At 38.8% G+C, this 17,318-nt stretch carries 15 protein-coding genes, 1 pseudogene and 1 riboswitch; all 16 genes and pseudogenes read right to left on the reverse strand.

Annotated features, from left to right (window positions below; all coding sequences use genetic code 11):
- Positions 1-421: 421 nt before the first annotated feature.
- A riboswitch (cyclic di-GMP riboswitch) is annotated at positions 422-507 on the reverse strand.
- Between the two features lie 547 nt (positions 508-1,054).
- Positions 1,055-1,273 (reverse strand): annotated as a pseudogene (locus AB7942_RS24885) (biotin carboxylase N-terminal domain-containing protein); the annotation flags it as partial.
- A gap of 59 nt (positions 1,274-1,332) precedes the next feature.
- Positions 1,333-1,920: a cysteine dioxygenase family protein gene (locus AB7942_RS24890; RefSeq protein WP_369448929.1), complete on the reverse strand. Its 588-nt coding sequence runs from the start codon at positions 1,918-1,920 to the stop codon at positions 1,333-1,335.
- 271 nt (positions 1,921-2,191) lie between these two features.
- A complete protein-coding gene (locus AB7942_RS24895; protein ID WP_369448930.1) occupies positions 2,192-3,490 on the reverse strand; it encodes an aminotransferase class I/II-fold pyridoxal phosphate-dependent enzyme in 1,299 nt (432 codons plus the stop codon).
- A 41-nt stretch (positions 3,491-3,531) separates the two neighbouring features.
- Positions 3,532-3,708 (reverse strand): aspartyl-phosphate phosphatase Spo0E family protein, encoded by a 177-nt coding sequence (locus AB7942_RS24900; RefSeq protein ID WP_369448931.1) that lies wholly within the window; start codon positions 3,706-3,708, stop codon positions 3,532-3,534.
- Positions 3,709-4,027: 319 nt separating this feature from the next.
- Entirely contained in the window at positions 4,028-4,363 is a 336-nt protein-coding gene (locus AB7942_RS24905) for a thioredoxin family protein (RefSeq protein WP_369448932.1), read from the reverse strand.
- 52 nt (positions 4,364-4,415) lie between these two features.
- Positions 4,416-5,345 (reverse strand): thioredoxin-disulfide reductase, encoded by a 930-nt coding sequence (gene trxB, locus AB7942_RS24910; RefSeq protein WP_369448933.1) that lies wholly within the window; start codon positions 5,343-5,345, stop codon positions 4,416-4,418.
- 532 nt (positions 5,346-5,877) lie between these two features.
- Positions 5,878-6,621, reverse strand: coding sequence for an amino acid ABC transporter ATP-binding protein (locus tag AB7942_RS24915; protein WP_369448934.1), 744 nt, complete (start codon positions 6,619-6,621; stop codon positions 5,878-5,880).
- 20 nt (positions 6,622-6,641) lie between these two features.
- Positions 6,642-7,325, reverse strand: a complete 684-nt coding sequence (locus tag AB7942_RS24920; RefSeq protein WP_369448935.1) for an amino acid ABC transporter permease — start codon at positions 7,323-7,325, stop codon at positions 6,642-6,644.
- Positions 7,326-7,336: 11 nt separating this feature from the next.
- A complete protein-coding gene (locus tag AB7942_RS24925; RefSeq protein ID WP_369448936.1) occupies positions 7,337-8,158 on the reverse strand; it encodes an amino acid ABC transporter substrate-binding protein in 822 nt (273 codons plus the stop codon).
- A 369-nt stretch (positions 8,159-8,527) separates the two neighbouring features.
- A complete protein-coding gene (locus AB7942_RS24930; protein WP_369448937.1) occupies positions 8,528-9,685 on the reverse strand; it encodes a trans-sulfuration enzyme family protein in 1,158 nt (385 codons plus the stop codon).
- A gap of 58 nt (positions 9,686-9,743) precedes the next feature.
- Positions 9,744-10,934, reverse strand: a complete 1,191-nt coding sequence (locus AB7942_RS24935; RefSeq protein ID WP_369448938.1) for a MalY/PatB family protein — start codon at positions 10,932-10,934, stop codon at positions 9,744-9,746.
- Between the two features lie 214 nt (positions 10,935-11,148).
- On the reverse strand, positions 11,149-12,144 hold the full coding sequence (cuyA, locus tag AB7942_RS24940) for a D-cysteate sulfo-lyase (RefSeq protein ID WP_369448939.1): 996 nt from the start codon (positions 12,142-12,144) through the stop codon (positions 11,149-11,151).
- 89 nt (positions 12,145-12,233) lie between these two features.
- Positions 12,234-12,611 carry a RidA family protein gene (locus tag AB7942_RS24945; RefSeq protein WP_369448940.1) on the reverse strand — a complete coding sequence of 126 codons (378 nt, stop codon included), beginning with the start codon at positions 12,609-12,611 and terminating at the stop codon, positions 12,234-12,236.
- Between the two features lie 99 nt (positions 12,612-12,710).
- Positions 12,711-14,189 carry an amino acid permease gene (locus AB7942_RS24950; RefSeq protein ID WP_369448941.1) on the reverse strand — a complete coding sequence of 493 codons (1,479 nt, stop codon included), beginning with the start codon at positions 14,187-14,189 and terminating at the stop codon, positions 12,711-12,713.
- Positions 14,190-14,420: 231 nt separating this feature from the next.
- The gene (locus AB7942_RS24955) at positions 14,421-15,860 is read right to left on the reverse strand and encodes a sigma-54 interaction domain-containing protein (protein ID WP_369448942.1); all 1,440 of its coding nucleotides are present in this window, start codon (positions 15,858-15,860) and stop codon (positions 14,421-14,423) included.
- 60 nt (positions 15,861-15,920) lie between these two features.
- Entirely contained in the window at positions 15,921-17,105 is a 1,185-nt protein-coding gene (locus tag AB7942_RS24960) for a MalY/PatB family protein (protein WP_369448943.1), read from the reverse strand.
- Positions 17,106-17,318 lie beyond the last annotated feature (213 nt).

The raw sequence follows: 17,318 nt of genomic DNA on the forward strand, positions 1-17,318 counted from the left end.
GGGTTCTACGTGACCCAAAACGTCCGAATTTCTTGAGTTCAGTCACGTAGAGGGGTTCTACGTGACCCAAAACGTCCGAATTTCTTGAGTTCAGTCACGTAGAGGGGTTCTACGTGACCCAAAACGTCCTAAAATTTTGAATACAGTCACGTAGAGCAACTAGGCGACGAAAATGTGATTAAATCTCTGGTAGCCTTACCTAAAAATAAAAAAACAACCCCTAAAAAGACGGGATTGTTTTAGAAAACGCTTTCAATTTATTGATGTGTTTCGATTAACTGGTCTCCTCTTTTCGCTGCAACCATTAGACTCATAATCAAAAGCATAGAGAACGATCCAACAAATAGGCCTGCAATAAATATAAACATAGTATTACCTCCTAGAGTATGTTTTATAATTCGTAGTAAGGTGATCGATCATATTCGGTAACTGGCTAGCATAGTTATGACAACCTTAGCCCCTCTAGTTTTGCGACACCATTTTTCAATGGGAGTGCCCTTTCGTACGAACTATGTGTTTATTTTGATATTATACCATCGATTACTAGGATTAAAAATAGCCCTATAAACCTATTTAATATGATAATAAAGTGATCATAACAACAGTCCACCTCCATTGGCACATCATCACATTTATTGTCGAAATATTTTTTCAATTTTCGCACATTTCTACGTTTTTCCCTAACAATGTTTGGGTATCATAAAGGAAACAATCTGAAGACTTAACACCCCTTAGTAGGGGAAGGTCTATTTGAGATCCCAACTATTGAAAGCGTTATCAATAAAACTCGAAAACCATAAATGTTTATCTATGTCGATCATAGGAGTGGATTTCATGGACAAGCAGGGGAATCTATTAATTGGATTAATTTGGGGTACATCACTTAGTGTTCCGTTATGGATTGCGTTTTTCGGTTGGATCAAAGTAATCACTCATTTTATTTTCTAAAAGGGCTGAATCTCAACATAATCATATAAAAAAAGCGTAAAACCCCTATCTCATAAGGGGTTTTACGCTTTTTTAAATTTAGAAATCTACTATCACTTCTGCAGTTGATCCCTTCAATGTCCAAATAAGCTTCAATTGGCTTTTTTCCTTTTCCGATTAAATACGCTTCATCTGTTTTAAAGCGATGAAAAGACCATGCATCTTCATTTGAGTAAATGGCCACAGTTCGAATATTTAGTTCTGTACATGCACGAAAAATACGAATGGCAATTTCTCCCCGGTTTGCGACTAAAACTTTGTTAATTTTTTTCGTTACAACACTCAAGCTTTTTACCCCTCTCGCATAAATTAGACAATTTTATAGATTAATATTTATAAATAAACTTAGATTGGCCCGGGGGTATACCCTACAAAGGAATCGTGGGCTGAAAAAATACCTTCTTGTTGTAAAGGTTGAAATACCCGAAACTTACGGAGTTGTTTTCCATAAACATGGATGGTTATCGCCGTTTGATCGCCCTCCGTTTCAAGGATGTGACAATCCGCTGGGGGCAGGAGTTTGCCAGTCATTTGCTGATTTACAATCAATGTATCAGTTTGCCTGAGTTTTACTAAACTTTCTGAAATCTCATCCACTCGAAGATAGTTCGTCACCTTGATCTGTCCAGCCACAACCCCTTCGGCTCCCCAAGTACCATCGTGATCATGGAGTGAAGTTTTCTGCCCCGGCTTCCAGACAAGTGCAATTATCTCAAAACGACCCTGCGGATCGCAGTATAGGGAATGGCGGGCATAACCTTCCGAGCTGGGCTTGCGCTTTTCGGGAGAGAGCCAGGATGTGGTGCGAAGCAGCTCACCGAGTAAACGCTCTGCCTCTGCCACCCGAACGGCATCACTCTCATTTCTCTCTATTACCCATGTCATATCTCGAATAAAGTCGATCAGTGTATATTCTGTCGTTTGATTTGTCATGATACATTGTCCTCCTATGAAGGATAATTTCTTTAATGTTTTGCTTTCATATACCTATTTGGCAAAAACATGCCACCGATAAAATAACAAAGGAATGCTTACTATATTCCGTTCTTTGACCTGATATTATTGAAAATTTTGGGATAAACCTTTTCCATAACCACTATCGATACCTTTGTTAATTCTTAAATATGAGAAATCTTTATCTCAGGTTTGAAAAACAATTCCGCTAATACCAAGGAAGTAAAAGGACCTTATGTAAGGGTCTCTATTACACTATGGATTCTAATTCTTTACATGACCGATAGATAAGTTCAAAAAGCAGGTCCAGATCAGTTAAATCAACACAGGAAAATGCGATTCGAAGATCCGTCTTGGCTAGGGAGATCGTCCCCACTCCGTACTGCTTGAGCAAGTGGATCCGCAGCGTTTCTGCATCGGAATGCTTGATTCGAAGACACACGAAATACCCTGAGTTGAATGGATAGGGTTCGAATGCATCCGCATATTTCCCGTCTGCTAAGATCTCTTTGACTCGCTTCGCCCTGGCTTCCATTACCTTATTTCTCTCCCTGAGCTGCACTTCAAATTCGGGATTTAACAAGGCCTCCAAAATGATTGTTTGGGAAAGGTGGGGACTGCATGAGATGGTACTTCGAATGGAACCCATCGCCTTTTTCTCCAGCGCTTCCAAAACCGAAGCATCTCGGATTCCAAATGTGAGAAACCCAACACGAAAACCCCAAGCATATTCTTCTTTGGTTGCCCCATCAATTTTAATGGGGAGGACACGCGGGTGTAACCCTACTAAACGAGCAAATATAGATTCTTTGATTGAATCTTCATAATATAATCCAAAATAAGCATCATCAATAACAGCAACAATGTTAATCCCAAGATCCGCTGCCTGCTTGATGGCATGAAGGATTTCCTCCACTTCTTTTTCCAAAGGAGTATAGCCTGTTGGATTATGCGGGAAATTAAGCACAAGGATAACTTTTCCATTCTTACAGGATAAAAGGGCCTCCAGCATACCTTTTCCATTAAATAGGTTTGCTTTGGTGAATAATGGATAGGTCACTGTTTGGCTGCCGCGGCGGACGTTGAATGTTATATGATAATTATCCCAATACTTATCTGGCAGTAAAATGGGATCACCTTTTTCCACAAACAGGTCGGATACGATACTCAAGCCATGGGTCAGCGCGTTCGTCACGATCGGAGTGCCAAATTCCTTTCCTTCAAGGGAAGGATTATCTTTAAGAAGCTTCTTTCTCCAAACCTCACGCAACTCTGGTTTTCCTGCCGTTGGTGCATATGGATACAGGTCTTTCGGATCGTAGTGGGAGAGGTTCTTGTGAATGACATCTAAATACATTGGTTGTCCACCCTCTGAGGCCATCCCGATTGTTGCATTGAATCGGTCTGCTTTTCCCTTTGCCTCTCCTGCCTGGCTGACAATCCCTTTTGGAAAATACAATGATTTTCCCAACGATGACAACATCTCATATACTGGTTTATTGCGTTCTTCAATGACATGATTTAATTCTAAAGCCAATGGGTCTAGCACTTTATTCACCTTCCTTTTATACATCAATTGTTTGGCTTAATTTAATTTGTTCTTCTCTTTAATCCTGGATATCTAATTTTCATTAATTTGTTAAGTAATAAATCTAAATCTTGACTATATTTAACTGTTCTTGTATCACACAGACCATACATGAATCCTGATTTCTCCATATTGACTTTTAGATAATTGTATTCCTTCACATATTTCATAAGTTCCATTTTTTATTCCTCCTAATGTATATAATATAGAGGTGATTCTAGTCCTAAAGGCTGAATAGTGCCTATACAAAAAACAAGTCGATAAAATCGATAGTTTCGAATATATTGCCAATAAATATTGAGTGACTACTCAATATTTATTGGCTTCAGATTAATGCGGGTGATACAGATTGTTATAACCCTGATTATCATTAAATATAAATGTCAAAGTAGAGCGGCTCTAATTGAGTTTCAGTATTGTATTTGTTAGAAAGCAGTGTCGATATCTTTATGGATAGGCGCTACACCCAATTAAATACTAGTAAATGAGTATCTATTCTCATTTTCTACTTTCTTCAAAGATTTGATTGAGAAACTGTTCAACCTCTTCCTGGCTTTTTCCGAGTTTACTAACAAAGCGATTAAGTTCCTTCCCTTCTTGAAAAGCAATAAAGCTTGGGATTCCGTACACATCTAGCTTTTCTAATAGTTCCGGAAAATGTTCTCGATTTACTGCGATCATATCAACTTTTTCTTTATATGCTTCTTCCAAAATCGGGATGAATAAATCGGTATGCTGACAGTCTGGGCAATATTCAGCATAAAATTTGGCCATAACTGGTTTTGTTGATAAAATCGCCTCATTAAACTCTTGTTCTGTTTTGATCTCTTTCATAATTAAAATCCTCCCTATATTTTGTTCTCAAATGTTATACTGATTGTTTCCACTACTTAAACGCAATTGCATCAAAGTATCTTTCGCAATCCAGAGCAGCCATACAACCACTTCCTGCAGCAGTAATTGCTTGGCGGTATTTATGATCTTGAACATCCCCGCAGGCAAATACACCAGGAATATTTGTTTCTGTTGTACCAGGATTCACAATGATATATCCCATATCGTCCGTTTTGATTTGATTGTCTAAAAAAGATGTGTTCGGTTTATGCCCGATTGCAATGAAAACACCATCAGATTCCAGAATTTCGTTTTTTCCAGTTACACTGTTTTTTACTTTCAAGCCAGTAACGTGTCGTTCTCCTGCAATCACTTCTTCAGGAATGTAATTTAAACTCCAAGTAATTTTTGGATTACTTTTGGCACGGTCTTGCATAATTTGGGAAGCGCGAAGCTCCTTTCTGCGGTGCACAACACGAACCTCCGAAGCAAACTTCGTTAAAAAATTTGCTTCTTCCAAAGCTGAATCTCCGCCACCGACAACGATAATTTTCTTTCCTCTAAAGAAAAATCCATCACACGTTGCACAGGTACTTACCCCACGGCCAATATTTTCCCTTTCCCCTGGAATATCCAAAAGTTTCGCAGAAGCCCCCGTTGAAATGATTAATGATTGCGTTTTGAGCTCCCCTATTCCTTCCACCGTTAAGGTAAAAGGGTTATTTGAAAAGTCGACTTTTTTAACCCACCCCCTTTTAAAATTTGCTCCAAAATACTCAGCTTGCCTTCGCATGTTCTGCATCAACTCTCGTCCCATAATCCCTTCAGGGAAGCCAGGGAAATTCTCAACATCTGTTGTCAATGTCAATTGCCCCCCTGGTTCAGGCCCTTCGATGACTAAAGGACTTAGGTTAGCACGTGCTAGATAGATTGCTGCGGTCAGCCCAGCAGGGCCAGTTCCTAAAATAACGGTTTTATACATCACTTACCTCCTCGTTGTGCTAATCTCTTAGTCATGAATATTTATTTGCAATTTTCATGCCAACTTTTAATTTTCTGTAATATCGCTATTTTTACAACCGTTCTATAGGTTAATCAGTCCCATTTCCTTCACGATTGAGAAAATTATTTTCAAGATTAAGAAAAACATCTTAAGAAAATTTTCTCAAAATTAATGGTGCACCGCGTACGAAGTAGACGAATGATAGGAAGCATAGTTTAACAATGATAATGACTAAATGCCTCAAGCACTGAGTTAAAAAAAGCAAACAGAGCTACTTCTGTTTGCTTTTTTTCATTATTTAAATAGATGAAAGTAAATCAAAGATTTCTGTCCCTACTAATCTTTTAAAGCTTTGTTGTTAAAATAAGGGAAAGGTTAATGGGATTAACCATCCTCTAAATATAGTTAGATAAAACGTAATAATACTGTACTATATTTAATAAGCCGTATGTCTAAGTTTGGGAGATTACTTGCATTGCTGCTTTGCCAGATTATGCATAGTTAAATCGTTTTACGAACAAAGTTTATTTAAAAATTGTAATGTACGTTCATGCTCTGTATTTTCAAAAATTTGTTGTGGTGTTCCTTCTTCGACAATCACACCCTTATCAATGAATACTACCTTATCCGCTGCCTCACGAGCAAAGTTCATTTCATGAGTTACAACAACCATAGTCATTCCTTCTTTAGCCAGTTCTTTCATAACCTTCAGAACTTCTCCTACTAACTCAGGATCTAACGCGGAAGTAGGTTCGTCAAAAAGTAGGACTTCAGGTTCCATTGCCATCGCTCGGGCGATTCCTACGCGTTGTTGTTGTCCCCCGGATAGCTGAGATGGGTAGTGGTTTGCACGTTCCTTTAATCCTACCTTTTCTAGCAAGTGAAGAGCTTTAGTACGTGAAAGTTCCTTGTCTTGCTTACGAACGATGAACAGGCCTTCCATAACATTTTCAAGTGCAGTCATATGAGGGAACAAATTATAACTCTGGAAAACCATACCTGTTTGTTGACGGAACTTAATAACCCTATCTTTTGGAACTTGCTTTTTATCCCGAAAATCCAAAGAAAATTTTCCAAGCGTGATAGTTCCTTTTGTAGGTATTTCCAGTAAATTCAAACAACGTAACAAAGTTGTTTTACCTGATCCCGAAGGCCCAATAATACAAACTGTATTGCCTTCCTCTATTTTCAAATCGATTCCCTTTAAAACTTCTGTTTGCCCAAACTGCTTATGCAGGTTCTTTATCTCAATCACTTGAATATCCTCCTATCAAATCAGCCCGCCACATATCGATCAAGTCGTTTTTCCATACGTCCTTGAGCGTTTGAAAGAACTGTACTGAATATCAAATAAATAAATCCTGCTAGACAATATAGTACCAATGGTTCATAGGTTGTTGCTGTAATTTGCTGCGCGATTCTAAACATTTCGGTCACTGTTATTGTAGCAGCCAATGATGTATCCTTTACCAAGCTTATAAAACTGTTTGACATGGGTGGGACAGACACCCTTGTTGCTTGAGGAAGAATAATCCTTTTTAATGCTTGACGATAACTCATCCCGATTGAATAAGCGGCCTCCCATTGACCCTTGGGAATTGAAAGTATAGCTGCGCGAATAATCTCTGAGTTATAGGCGCCAACACTAAGAGTAAAACCGATAATAGCCGATGGCAGCGGACCAATTGTAATCCCAACACTTGGAAGACCATAGAAAATAATAAACAACTGAACAAGCAGCGGTGTTCCCCTAATTACCCATACATAAAATCTTGCAACAGCGTCGAGAGGTTTAATTCCCGAGATTCGAGCCAGTGCTGTAAGCAAAGCAAGAATGAGTCCCAGAAAAAAAGATATAAGTGTCAACGGTACGGTAAAAGCGATCCCTGCTTTTAACATCGGTAAAAATGAGTTTACAATGATGTCAATAATTCGTAGCATTCTTTCATCAGCAAACATTAGAACACTCCTTATTTTGAAACATCGGTTTCAAAGTATTTTTGTGAGATGCTTAAATACGTACCATCTTTCTTCATGTCGGAGAGTGCTTTATTTACGGCCTCTACCAATTCTTTATTCCCTTTCCTAAACATAATTCCCATTTGTGCCGGTTCATCAAGCTCTGCTACAACTTTAATAGGTGCATCAGGCTTTTGCTTTTTGAAATCGAGATAGGACAATCCATCATTTACAGTCGCATCAGCGCGTTTTGAAAGTATTAAATCAACGGATTGATTAAATCCTTCGACTCCCACAATCTCAGCACCGTTGGATATTGCTATATCCTTAAAATTACTAGTTAGTGTCTGAGCTGCTTTTTTTCCTTTCAAATCTGCAAATGATTTAATAGTGTCATTGTCATTGTGAACAATCAAGAAAGGTTTTGACACAATATACGACTCAGAAAAATCGTATTTTTCCTGACGGTCAGGACGTATTCCTACTTGATTAACTATGATATCGAATCGTTTCGAATCAATTCCTGCAAATATACCGTCCCATGGGGTTTCAATAAATTCTGGTTTCACACCAAGTCTGTTCGCTACTTCCTCAGCGATTTCGATATCAAAACCAGTTAATTTTCCTGAAGCATCATGGTAGCTAAACGGTGCATAGGTTCCTTCTGTTCCAATTTTAATTTTTCTATCTGCTTTAATTTGCTCTAGCAGATTCTTACTCCCAGCTGCCTGATTATCCGGTTGAGTGGTTGCTTGATTTTGCGTTTTTCCACATGCAGTTAACATAAGTGAAACGAGTAACGAAAAAGCGACTATTTTTAAACTCTTTTTCATAAAAATATCCCCCTTTGTGCGCATATTCAAATTTTCAATATTCCCTTCACGTCTTGATCCTGTGAAATCACCTCCCTCATAACCAAATAAATCTGATTCTTGATTGTAATCTAGCAATAACAGCTTATTTTCTAGAGAATCCATAGAAATTATACTATTACAAATATTCCTATTTATTTATATTTTTATATTATTCTGATAATTTTTTATATACTCTATACAAAAAATTATGAGTGGGTTGTTTACAACTTCTCGCCCTGGTGCCTTGGTGTGTAAATGAATGGATAAACTAGGATAATTCCGGGAGGATACCCGGAGTTTAGAGCTTCCTCCAAATAGAGGTGGACAAAAAGTTCCTGATACCATCCGTTATTCTAATGCCATTTCGAGATCCTTCCATATATCTTCCACATCTTCAATTCCAACCGAAAAACGAACGAGTCCATCATTGAGACCTGCTTTTTCTCTTTCTTCTTTAGGGATAATCGCATGTGTCATCGAAGCTGGATGTTGAATTAGTGTACCTATGTCCCCTAGGGAAACTGCTAAAGTACACAATTTTACTGAATTCATAAGTTTAACACCGGTTTCGTATCCCCCCTTCAAGACAAAAGAAATCATTGCTCCAGGACCTTTCATTTGTTTCTCCATGATATTTTTATCTTCGAAACTTGCTAGTCCTGGAAAATAAACCTTCTCTATAGCCTTATGTTTTTCCAAGCGGTCAGCCAAAATTTGTGCATTTTCTTGTGAGCGATCCATGCGAATGTGTAATGTACGTATCCCTTGACAGAGAAGCCAGGCATCCATAGGGGCCAAATTTGCTCCCATAGTCTTCTGCACTTCTTTTCTCATCGGATCAATAATTTCCTTGCTGGAAATCACTAGTCCACCAATAAGATATCCATGACCGGACAAATATTTTGTTGCACTGTGGACGACAATATCAATTCCGCATAGAATAGGATTTTGCAAATATGGGGACAAAAACGTATTATCAACTACGGTCAAGATACCCTTTTGCTTGGCGATCGCCGCTACACTTTTCATATCCACTAAGGAAAGCGTAGGATTGGAAGGTGTTTCAAAGTAGACCACTTTCGTTCTATCTGTAATGTGTGGTTCAAGCTCTTCCCCATTTTTAAATGGTACAAATGTTACATCAATTCCAAACTTCTTTACCGTTTTGGTTAGAAATGCGTGCGTCGCCCCATACAACGCTGTGTGTGCAACAACGTGATCTCCTGCCTGCAAAATACCCAAGAGACAACCAGTTATAGCAGCCATCCCAGATGAGAACGCCAAACAACCTTCACCAAATTCCAATTCCGCTACCTTCTCTTCTAGCTCTCGTACATTTGGATTTCCCAGGCGTGAATACATAAATCCTGGATCTTCTCCTGCGAAGCGTTTTGCTCCAATTTCTGCATTATCAAAAACAAACGTTGAAGTCATATAAACAGGGGAGATGTGTGAGCCATGCCCTGGATCTTTATTTACTTTTACTAGTTTTGATGAATAGTTCATTATTAAAACGCCTCCTAATTTTAGTAATCTGAATTGTGTCGTTTTTATTTCTTCCTGCTTAGTTGTATTTTTTTAAAAACCCACCATTTTTATCATAATTTTCCTTTAGCTGTTTTAAAGCACGTTCTAGTAAAGATCTTGTACAAGCAATATTCACCCTCACAAAATTATCGCTATCTTTTCCATACATGCTCCCAGCATTGATTTTAACTCCGGAATTTTCAAAAAATTGAACTAACTCCTCGCTGTTTAAGCCTAACTCTTCACAGTCAATCCATAGCAAATAGGAACATTCAGGATACTGAACTTTTAACTTTGGTAAATTTTTATTGATATGCTCAATAGCAAAAACAATATTGTTTCGTAAATAATCATTTAATTTATTCACGTAATAATCGCATTCATTATAAGCAACTATTAAAGCCTCAACCCCTAAATAGCTATAATCGAAGTGATATTTCACATAAATATCGTCAAAAGCTTTCTTCAAATTTTTGTTTTTTATAATAACATAAGCACTAAAGAAAGATGCTAAATTGAAGGTTTTACTTGGAGAGTTCATCACCACAACATTATTATCCTCTTCCTCACAAATCTCTAAAAAGGAGTAAAAACGTAAACCTTTGTGGATCATGTCACTATGAATTTCATCACTTATAATAATCACGTTATTCTCTCGACATAAATCGTACATTTTCTTCATTTCTTCTTTTGTCCAAACTCGTCCAATGGGATTAGCAGGATTACATACAAGGAGGATTTTCACATCGGGCATCATTAGTTTAATCTCTAAATCTTCAAAATCAATATCATAACTCCCATTTCGGAATTTTAATGGATTATCGACAGCATTTCTATTAAAATTTTCAATTACCTTTTTAAAAGTAGCATAGACTGGAGGTTGAATCACGACTTTGTCTCCTGGATTCGTATAAGCATCCAAAAACATCCATAGAGCACCTGTCATTAATCCTGGTGCATAACTAATTTCATCTTCTCGAATATCGATTTTATGATGACGCCCATACCAACCTTTAATAGCACTAGTAAATCGTTCATGAGGAAAATTTCCATAACCAAAGACTCCAAAGTCTACCTTTTTCCTTAGCGCATCTAACACTTCACGTGGTGCCTTGTAATCGGTGTCAGCGATCCCCAGTGGAATTAATAAGCCTCCTTTCCCTTCATTATCCCATTTATCCGAATCAGTACCGACCCTATTTATAGATTCATCAAAGTTGTGTAACATAGATTTCGCCCTCATTTTTCAAGATATTTTTATATACGATTACATTTTTTCGTAAACTAAATTCATTCATACAACTCTTTTTTTAAATCTGATGGACACATCTGAAGATATGTCCATCAACAGACACTTTTTAAATCGATCGATATAACATATTAATTTTCTCATCCATCCAAAAATACCACCCGTATGAATACGAGCAATTCCCTCTTAAATTTCAATAAAAGAGCGAAGTATTGGCGTATAACGCTGAGGCTCCGCCAGAATGTACAAATAGGATGTTATCGTCCGGCTTAAAGGTGCCTTTTTGTATTAAATCAATGAGTCCCGCTGCTGCTTTACCTGTATATACCGGATCCAGCAAAATCCCTTCTGTTCTTGCCATGAGCTTGACAGCTTCCACCATTTCAGGCGTAGGTAAAGCATAGCCTGGTCCGACATATTCATCAAAACACATAATAGCCTCACCAGGGATTGAATTTGGAATGCCAATATGTGCTGAAGTTTCTTTAACAAGCTGAAAAACTTTCTCTTCTTGTTCCACTTTTCCTCTGCTTACGTTTATTCCGATAACCGGTATTTTACTTTGATTTCCATAAAAGCCAGTCACCAAACCTGCATGCATTCCCCCGCTACCGCTTACACAAACAACAGCATTCATATTGACTCCTTGATCAAAGGACTGTGCCAAAATCTCCTGAGCGCAAGCAACATATCCCGTTGCACCAATGCCATTCGATCCCCCAACCGGAATGATATAAGGTTTATATCCCTCATTCGTTACCTCTTTAGCTACTTTCAGCATTTCTTTCATCAAGTCCGTCCCATTAGGTACAACCTTGACTTTTTCAGCGCCCAGTAAATGATACAGAAAATAGTTACCATTAAAATCCGGCTCAGAATTTGTTAAAAGTCCCTCTTCCAATACGAGAATGCACTTCATTTTCTCTTTAACGGCAGCGGCCAGCGTTAAACGGCAATGATTTGATTGAATGCCTCCACATGTAATTAGCGTATCCGCGCCTTTTTCCAATGCATCGGCAACGAGAAACTCTAGTTTTCTTGTTTTATTTCCACCGGCCGTCAGCCCAAGTAAATCATCTCGTTTAATATAAATCGAAGGGCCACCAAGAACTTCAGAAAAATGATGTAATTTCTCAATGGGTGTATATGTGGGTGTATATCGTTGTCTAGGAAATTGTGCTAAATTCATATTAATCTCCTCCTGTGTCCTCTTTTAAAGCCATATGTAAATTAAGAAAAGAGAATATCAATCTGAGGTTCTCTTTTCAATTATTATGATTAAATCATAGCAACCGCTTCGATTTCAATCAAAGCATCTTTTGGTAGACGAGCAACTTCAATCGCGCTTCTAGCCGGATAATTCACGGAAAAAAATTCTCCATATACTTGATTCATCGCGGCAAAATGATTCATATCGCTTAAAAAAACCGTTGTTTTTATTACCTGCTGTAAGCTTGCTCCCGCCGCTTCTATAACCTGCTTGAGATTCTCCAGTGACATCCTTGTTTGCTCCTCAATATTATCAGGCATTTCTCCGGTTTCAGGATGAATCGGGAGCTGCCCTGAAGTATACACTACATTTCCTGCTTTAATACCTTGTGAATAAGGACCGATAGCCTTGGGAGCTTCTTTGGTTATGATTGTTTCTTTTATCATAAAAACCACCTCTTTTTTTTTATGTAATCCTATTTAAACGGAATTGTGTTTAATGTTCCTCTGAAAATAAGCGCTGTACATTACACACAGCTTTCCCTACTATTCTTTGCGTTCAAAATCACACTCCATAAGTGGAACAACTTTTGTTTTCTTAATGAATTTATAACCAAGCCAGAGAAGCAAGAAAATAGGAAGACCAATATATGTCGCGAGAATTTCTGCCCAGCTAACTTGATGTCCTGAAAAAAGATTCTGTCCAAGAATGAAAACCACAAAAAATAACAGCGTGATAACCGGACCCAGCGGGTACCATTTGGCTTTAAACGGCAATTCATTTAAATCTCTTCCTTGTGCCACATATGCCTTACGGAAACGATAATGACTTACGGCAATTCCTAACCACTTGATAAATCCGGTAAGAGCTGAAGCATTTACCAGCCAAATAAAAACCGAACCATTTCCAAAAAGGGAAGCCAAAAAGGAGACAAGTCCTAAAATCGCCGTCGTACACAGAGCCAACATGGGAATTCCCTTCCGGTTAAGCCGTCCAAAGATGCGTGGTGCCTTTCCTTCTTTCGCCAATGCCCATAGCATACGTGAAGACGCATACATTGCTGAATTAGCTGCCGATAAAACAGACGTAAGGAGCACGGCATTCATAACTGAAGCCGCAAATGCCAAACCGGCTCTTTGAAGAACGAGCGTGAAGGGACTGATAGAAACATTTTTAACGCCGGATTTAAGTAGGTTCGGATCTGTAAAAGGAATAATCAAGCCGATAACAAAAATCGTTAATACGTAGAAGATGAGGATTCGCCAAAAGATTGAACGAATCGCTTTTGGTACGTTTTTCGAAGGATTATCGGTTTCACCAGCAGCCGTCGCAATAACTTCGGTTCCCTGAAATGCAAAACCAGCGACGAGCATTACACTAAAGATAGATATAAGCCCTCCATGAAAAGGAGCATCTCCTTGGGTAAAGTTACTGAACCCGACCGCATGTCCTCCCATAATTCCAAAAATCATGGCAACGCCAATAACGAGAAACACGATGATCGAGATGACCTTAATACCGGCAAACCAGTATTCAGTTTCCCCAAATGCCTTGACTGATAAAATATTTAAGATTAGCAGCAACCCCAGAAATAGTGCGCTCCACCAGAGAGAAGGTACGTTTGGGAACCAATACTTCATTATAAGGGTAGAGGCCACCAAATCAGCAGGAACCGTAATCGCGGTTGTATACCAATAGTTCCAACCTAACGCAAAGCCAAACGCAGGATCCACATACTTTGAGGCATAAATGTCAAAGGCCCCTGGAACCGGTAAAAAGGCCGATAGCTCTCCCAAACTATTCATGACAAAATAGACCATAATGCCGACCAGAATGTAGGCAGCAAGCGCTCCTCCCGGCCCTGCAGTGCTAATCGTTGATCCGCTGGATACAAATAATCCCGTTCCAATAGCGCCCCCAATAGCCATCATCGTTAAATGTCTAGATTTCAGCTGCCGTTGTAATGATCCTTTTGAATTTCGCTCTTCTAACACGTTAATTAACTCTGCTTCTAATTTCCCCATAGCATGTCCCCCTATTTACTCATAGTTCAAATGCAATTTGTATTGTCTCATCTGACTGTTAATCTCACTTGTGTCTTTTTGGAAATTTCAGTTATTTTAAAACGTAGCTCTACCTGCTTCTTTTGTCCTCACCCCTCTCTAAAAATCCAGGCGAGAAAATGATAGAAGCACTCTCCCGCTTTCATTTCAATTAACTTCTAATCAAGAAAAATAGTTATCTTTTTAATAAAGTTAACATAATTTATATTTTTCTAACTTGCGATAAAGGGTAGACAGGCTAATCTGTAGTTCCTGGGCGATTTGTTCTTTATCATATTTTTCAGCTAAGAAGTAGCTCTGGATTACATCTCTTTCATATTCTGAAATCATTTGTTCTAAACTCAGTCCTCTACTCTCGACAGAGAGACGATCCTGTTGAAGTATATAATCAGGTACATCATGGAAGCCGATCATATCTGATTCAGCCATATTGACCATATATTCTACGGCGTTTTCCAACTGCCGTATATTCCCGGGCCAATCATAACGTATAAGCCATCGCTCCAGCATAGGGTCAAGTCTCAGTGGAGACCTTTGCATGATCCTGCAATGTTTATGAATGAAATGATCGAGATACAAGGCGATATCATCACGCCGCTCTTGCAAGGATTTAGTATGGAGGGGGATGACATTGAGACGATAGTACAAATCCTCGCGAAAAGTGCACTTCTTCACCATTTCTTCCAGGTTTCGGTGAGTGGCCGCAATCACCCGTACATTAATCCCGATTGCTTTTTTTCCACCGATTCTTTCAATCTCTCTTTCTTGTAAAACCCGTAATAATTTGGGTTGCAAGAATAGAGGCATATCCCCAATTTCATCAAGAAAAATGGTTCCATTGTCCGCTAATTCAAATTTTCCTATTTTCCCATTCCGATTTGAACCGGTAAATGATCCCCCCTCATAACCAAACAACTCACTTTCCAACAAGCTTTCAGGTATCGCGGCGCAATTGACTGCTACAAATGGATACGTTCGGCGCTTGCTTTCAAAATGAATCGCTTTGGCTAATAATTCCTTCCCCGTACCGCTATCTCCCCTAATCAGGACAGTAGATGGGCTGTTTATAATCCTTCTTGCTTTTTTAATCACATCTTGAAGCCCAGAATCTTTACCAAGAATGTTTTCAAAAGAAATGGTATTTGGGGGGACCGGGATATCCTCTTGAATTGTACAACCCGTTTCTTTACCAAGGTCTAGCATCGCTAATTTATTGCCTAACAATGTACTGCCATTGCTTAAAAAACGTATCAGCTTCTCTGATTCTATAATCATTTTCTCCTTTTGTTTATGAGAAAAACCAATCATGCCAATGACGCCAACTAGTTTATCTTGCTTTACAATAGGAAACCCAATGGTGGCGAGTTCTTTGCATTGATTAACGAATTGACACTTCATACATTGCGACTCATCTTTTTTTACATCGTAGATTACTCCAGGCTTTCCAGTTTCCAATATCATTTTGAAAAAGGAGCCTTCCGGAGCCGCTTTGCCAATGAGCTCTTTATAATAGCCGGTCCCGCTAATGCGAACGCCATTTTCATCAAGTACAGTTATATCCAAACCAAGGATTTCTGCCGTGTTCTCCGTGTAGTCTTGAATAAACTGCTGTATGCCAATAAAGCCTGCCATATGATCCTCCTCTCCTATAGCGTTATATGGAATAATAATAAAAAATTATCACAAAATAACTTAATGAACTTTACATAGAGAAGCGACAGCGTTTTCTATTCCACCCAGCGCATTTTTTAACATCGAACGCGGGCAAGCAATATTTAGCCTCATAAATCCTTCACCTTGCCTACCGAAAATGTGTCCTTCATTCATTGCAACTCTTGCTCTCTGTAACATAAATTCATCCAGTTCTTTAACTGAAGAACACAATTCCCTGCAATCCAGCCATACAAGGTATGTGCCTTCTGGCTGGATGACGTTGATTTGCGGAATCTTGTTGCGGAAGTAACTCAGAGTGTACTCCAAATTCCCCTGCAAATATTCAAGGAGCTGATCCAGCCATTCTTCTCCATAGCGGTAAGCAGCCTCTAACGCAACAACGCCAAATATGTTTGGCGAGCCAATGGATAATGTATGAAGTTCCTGATTATACCTATCGCGCAGTTGCTGATTTGGAATAATAATACTCGACGTCTGCACACCCATCAGGTTAAAAGTTTTGCTTGGCGCAATGCAGGAAAGGGAGTGATTCGCAAACTCTTCTGAAATAGAAGCAAAAGGAATGTGAGTATGTGTCTTATAAACAAAATCAAAATGAATTTCATCCGCAACAATGAGAATGTTGTGCTTTATACACAGCTGTCCCAACCTCGTCAATTCTTCTTTGCTCCATACCCTTCCGATCGGGTTATGAGGACTACACAGAATTAGCATTTTTACCTTTGCATCTATCTTTGCCTCCAAGTCTTCAAAATCCATGGAATAACGCCCATTTTCAAGCATAAGCGGATTGCTTACAATTTCACGGCCGGCCGCTTGGATCACACGGGCAAAATGATGGTATACAGGCGGTTGGATAATAATTTTATCTCCTGGCTTCGTAAAGGACTGAATCGCAAGCGATAAGGCCGGAATTACGCCTGGGCTGTGGGTAATCCATTCTTTCTTAACGGACCATCGATGTCTTCTTTTTATCCAGTCAACAATGGATTCCATATACGAGTCTGATCTAAGCCCGTAGCCATAAACACCGTGCTCCGCCCGCTGTTTTAACGCTTCGATGACAGGTTGCGGAGACTGGAAATCCATATCGGCCACCCACATCGGAATAACATCCTTTACGCCAAATTGATTTTTAAGATTATCCCATTTTTCACAGTCAGTGCCCAGTCGACAGATCTCTTGGTCAAAATTATATTTCATGAAGTATCTCTCCTTTTCATGTTTGCTTATGCATAAACCTCTTTACGTAATTTATATAAGCAATTTTCATGCCAACTTATTTCCCTTATAAAATCGCCTTATTTTTATAGAATTCTTGATTGAATTCCGAATACCGCGAATGTCAATTTTATAAACGCTTTCATTATAAGCATTGGCAAGTTTGCAAACATGGTAAATATTTCGCATAGATGA

This window comes from Neobacillus sp. BF23-41 (assembly GCF_041106275.1).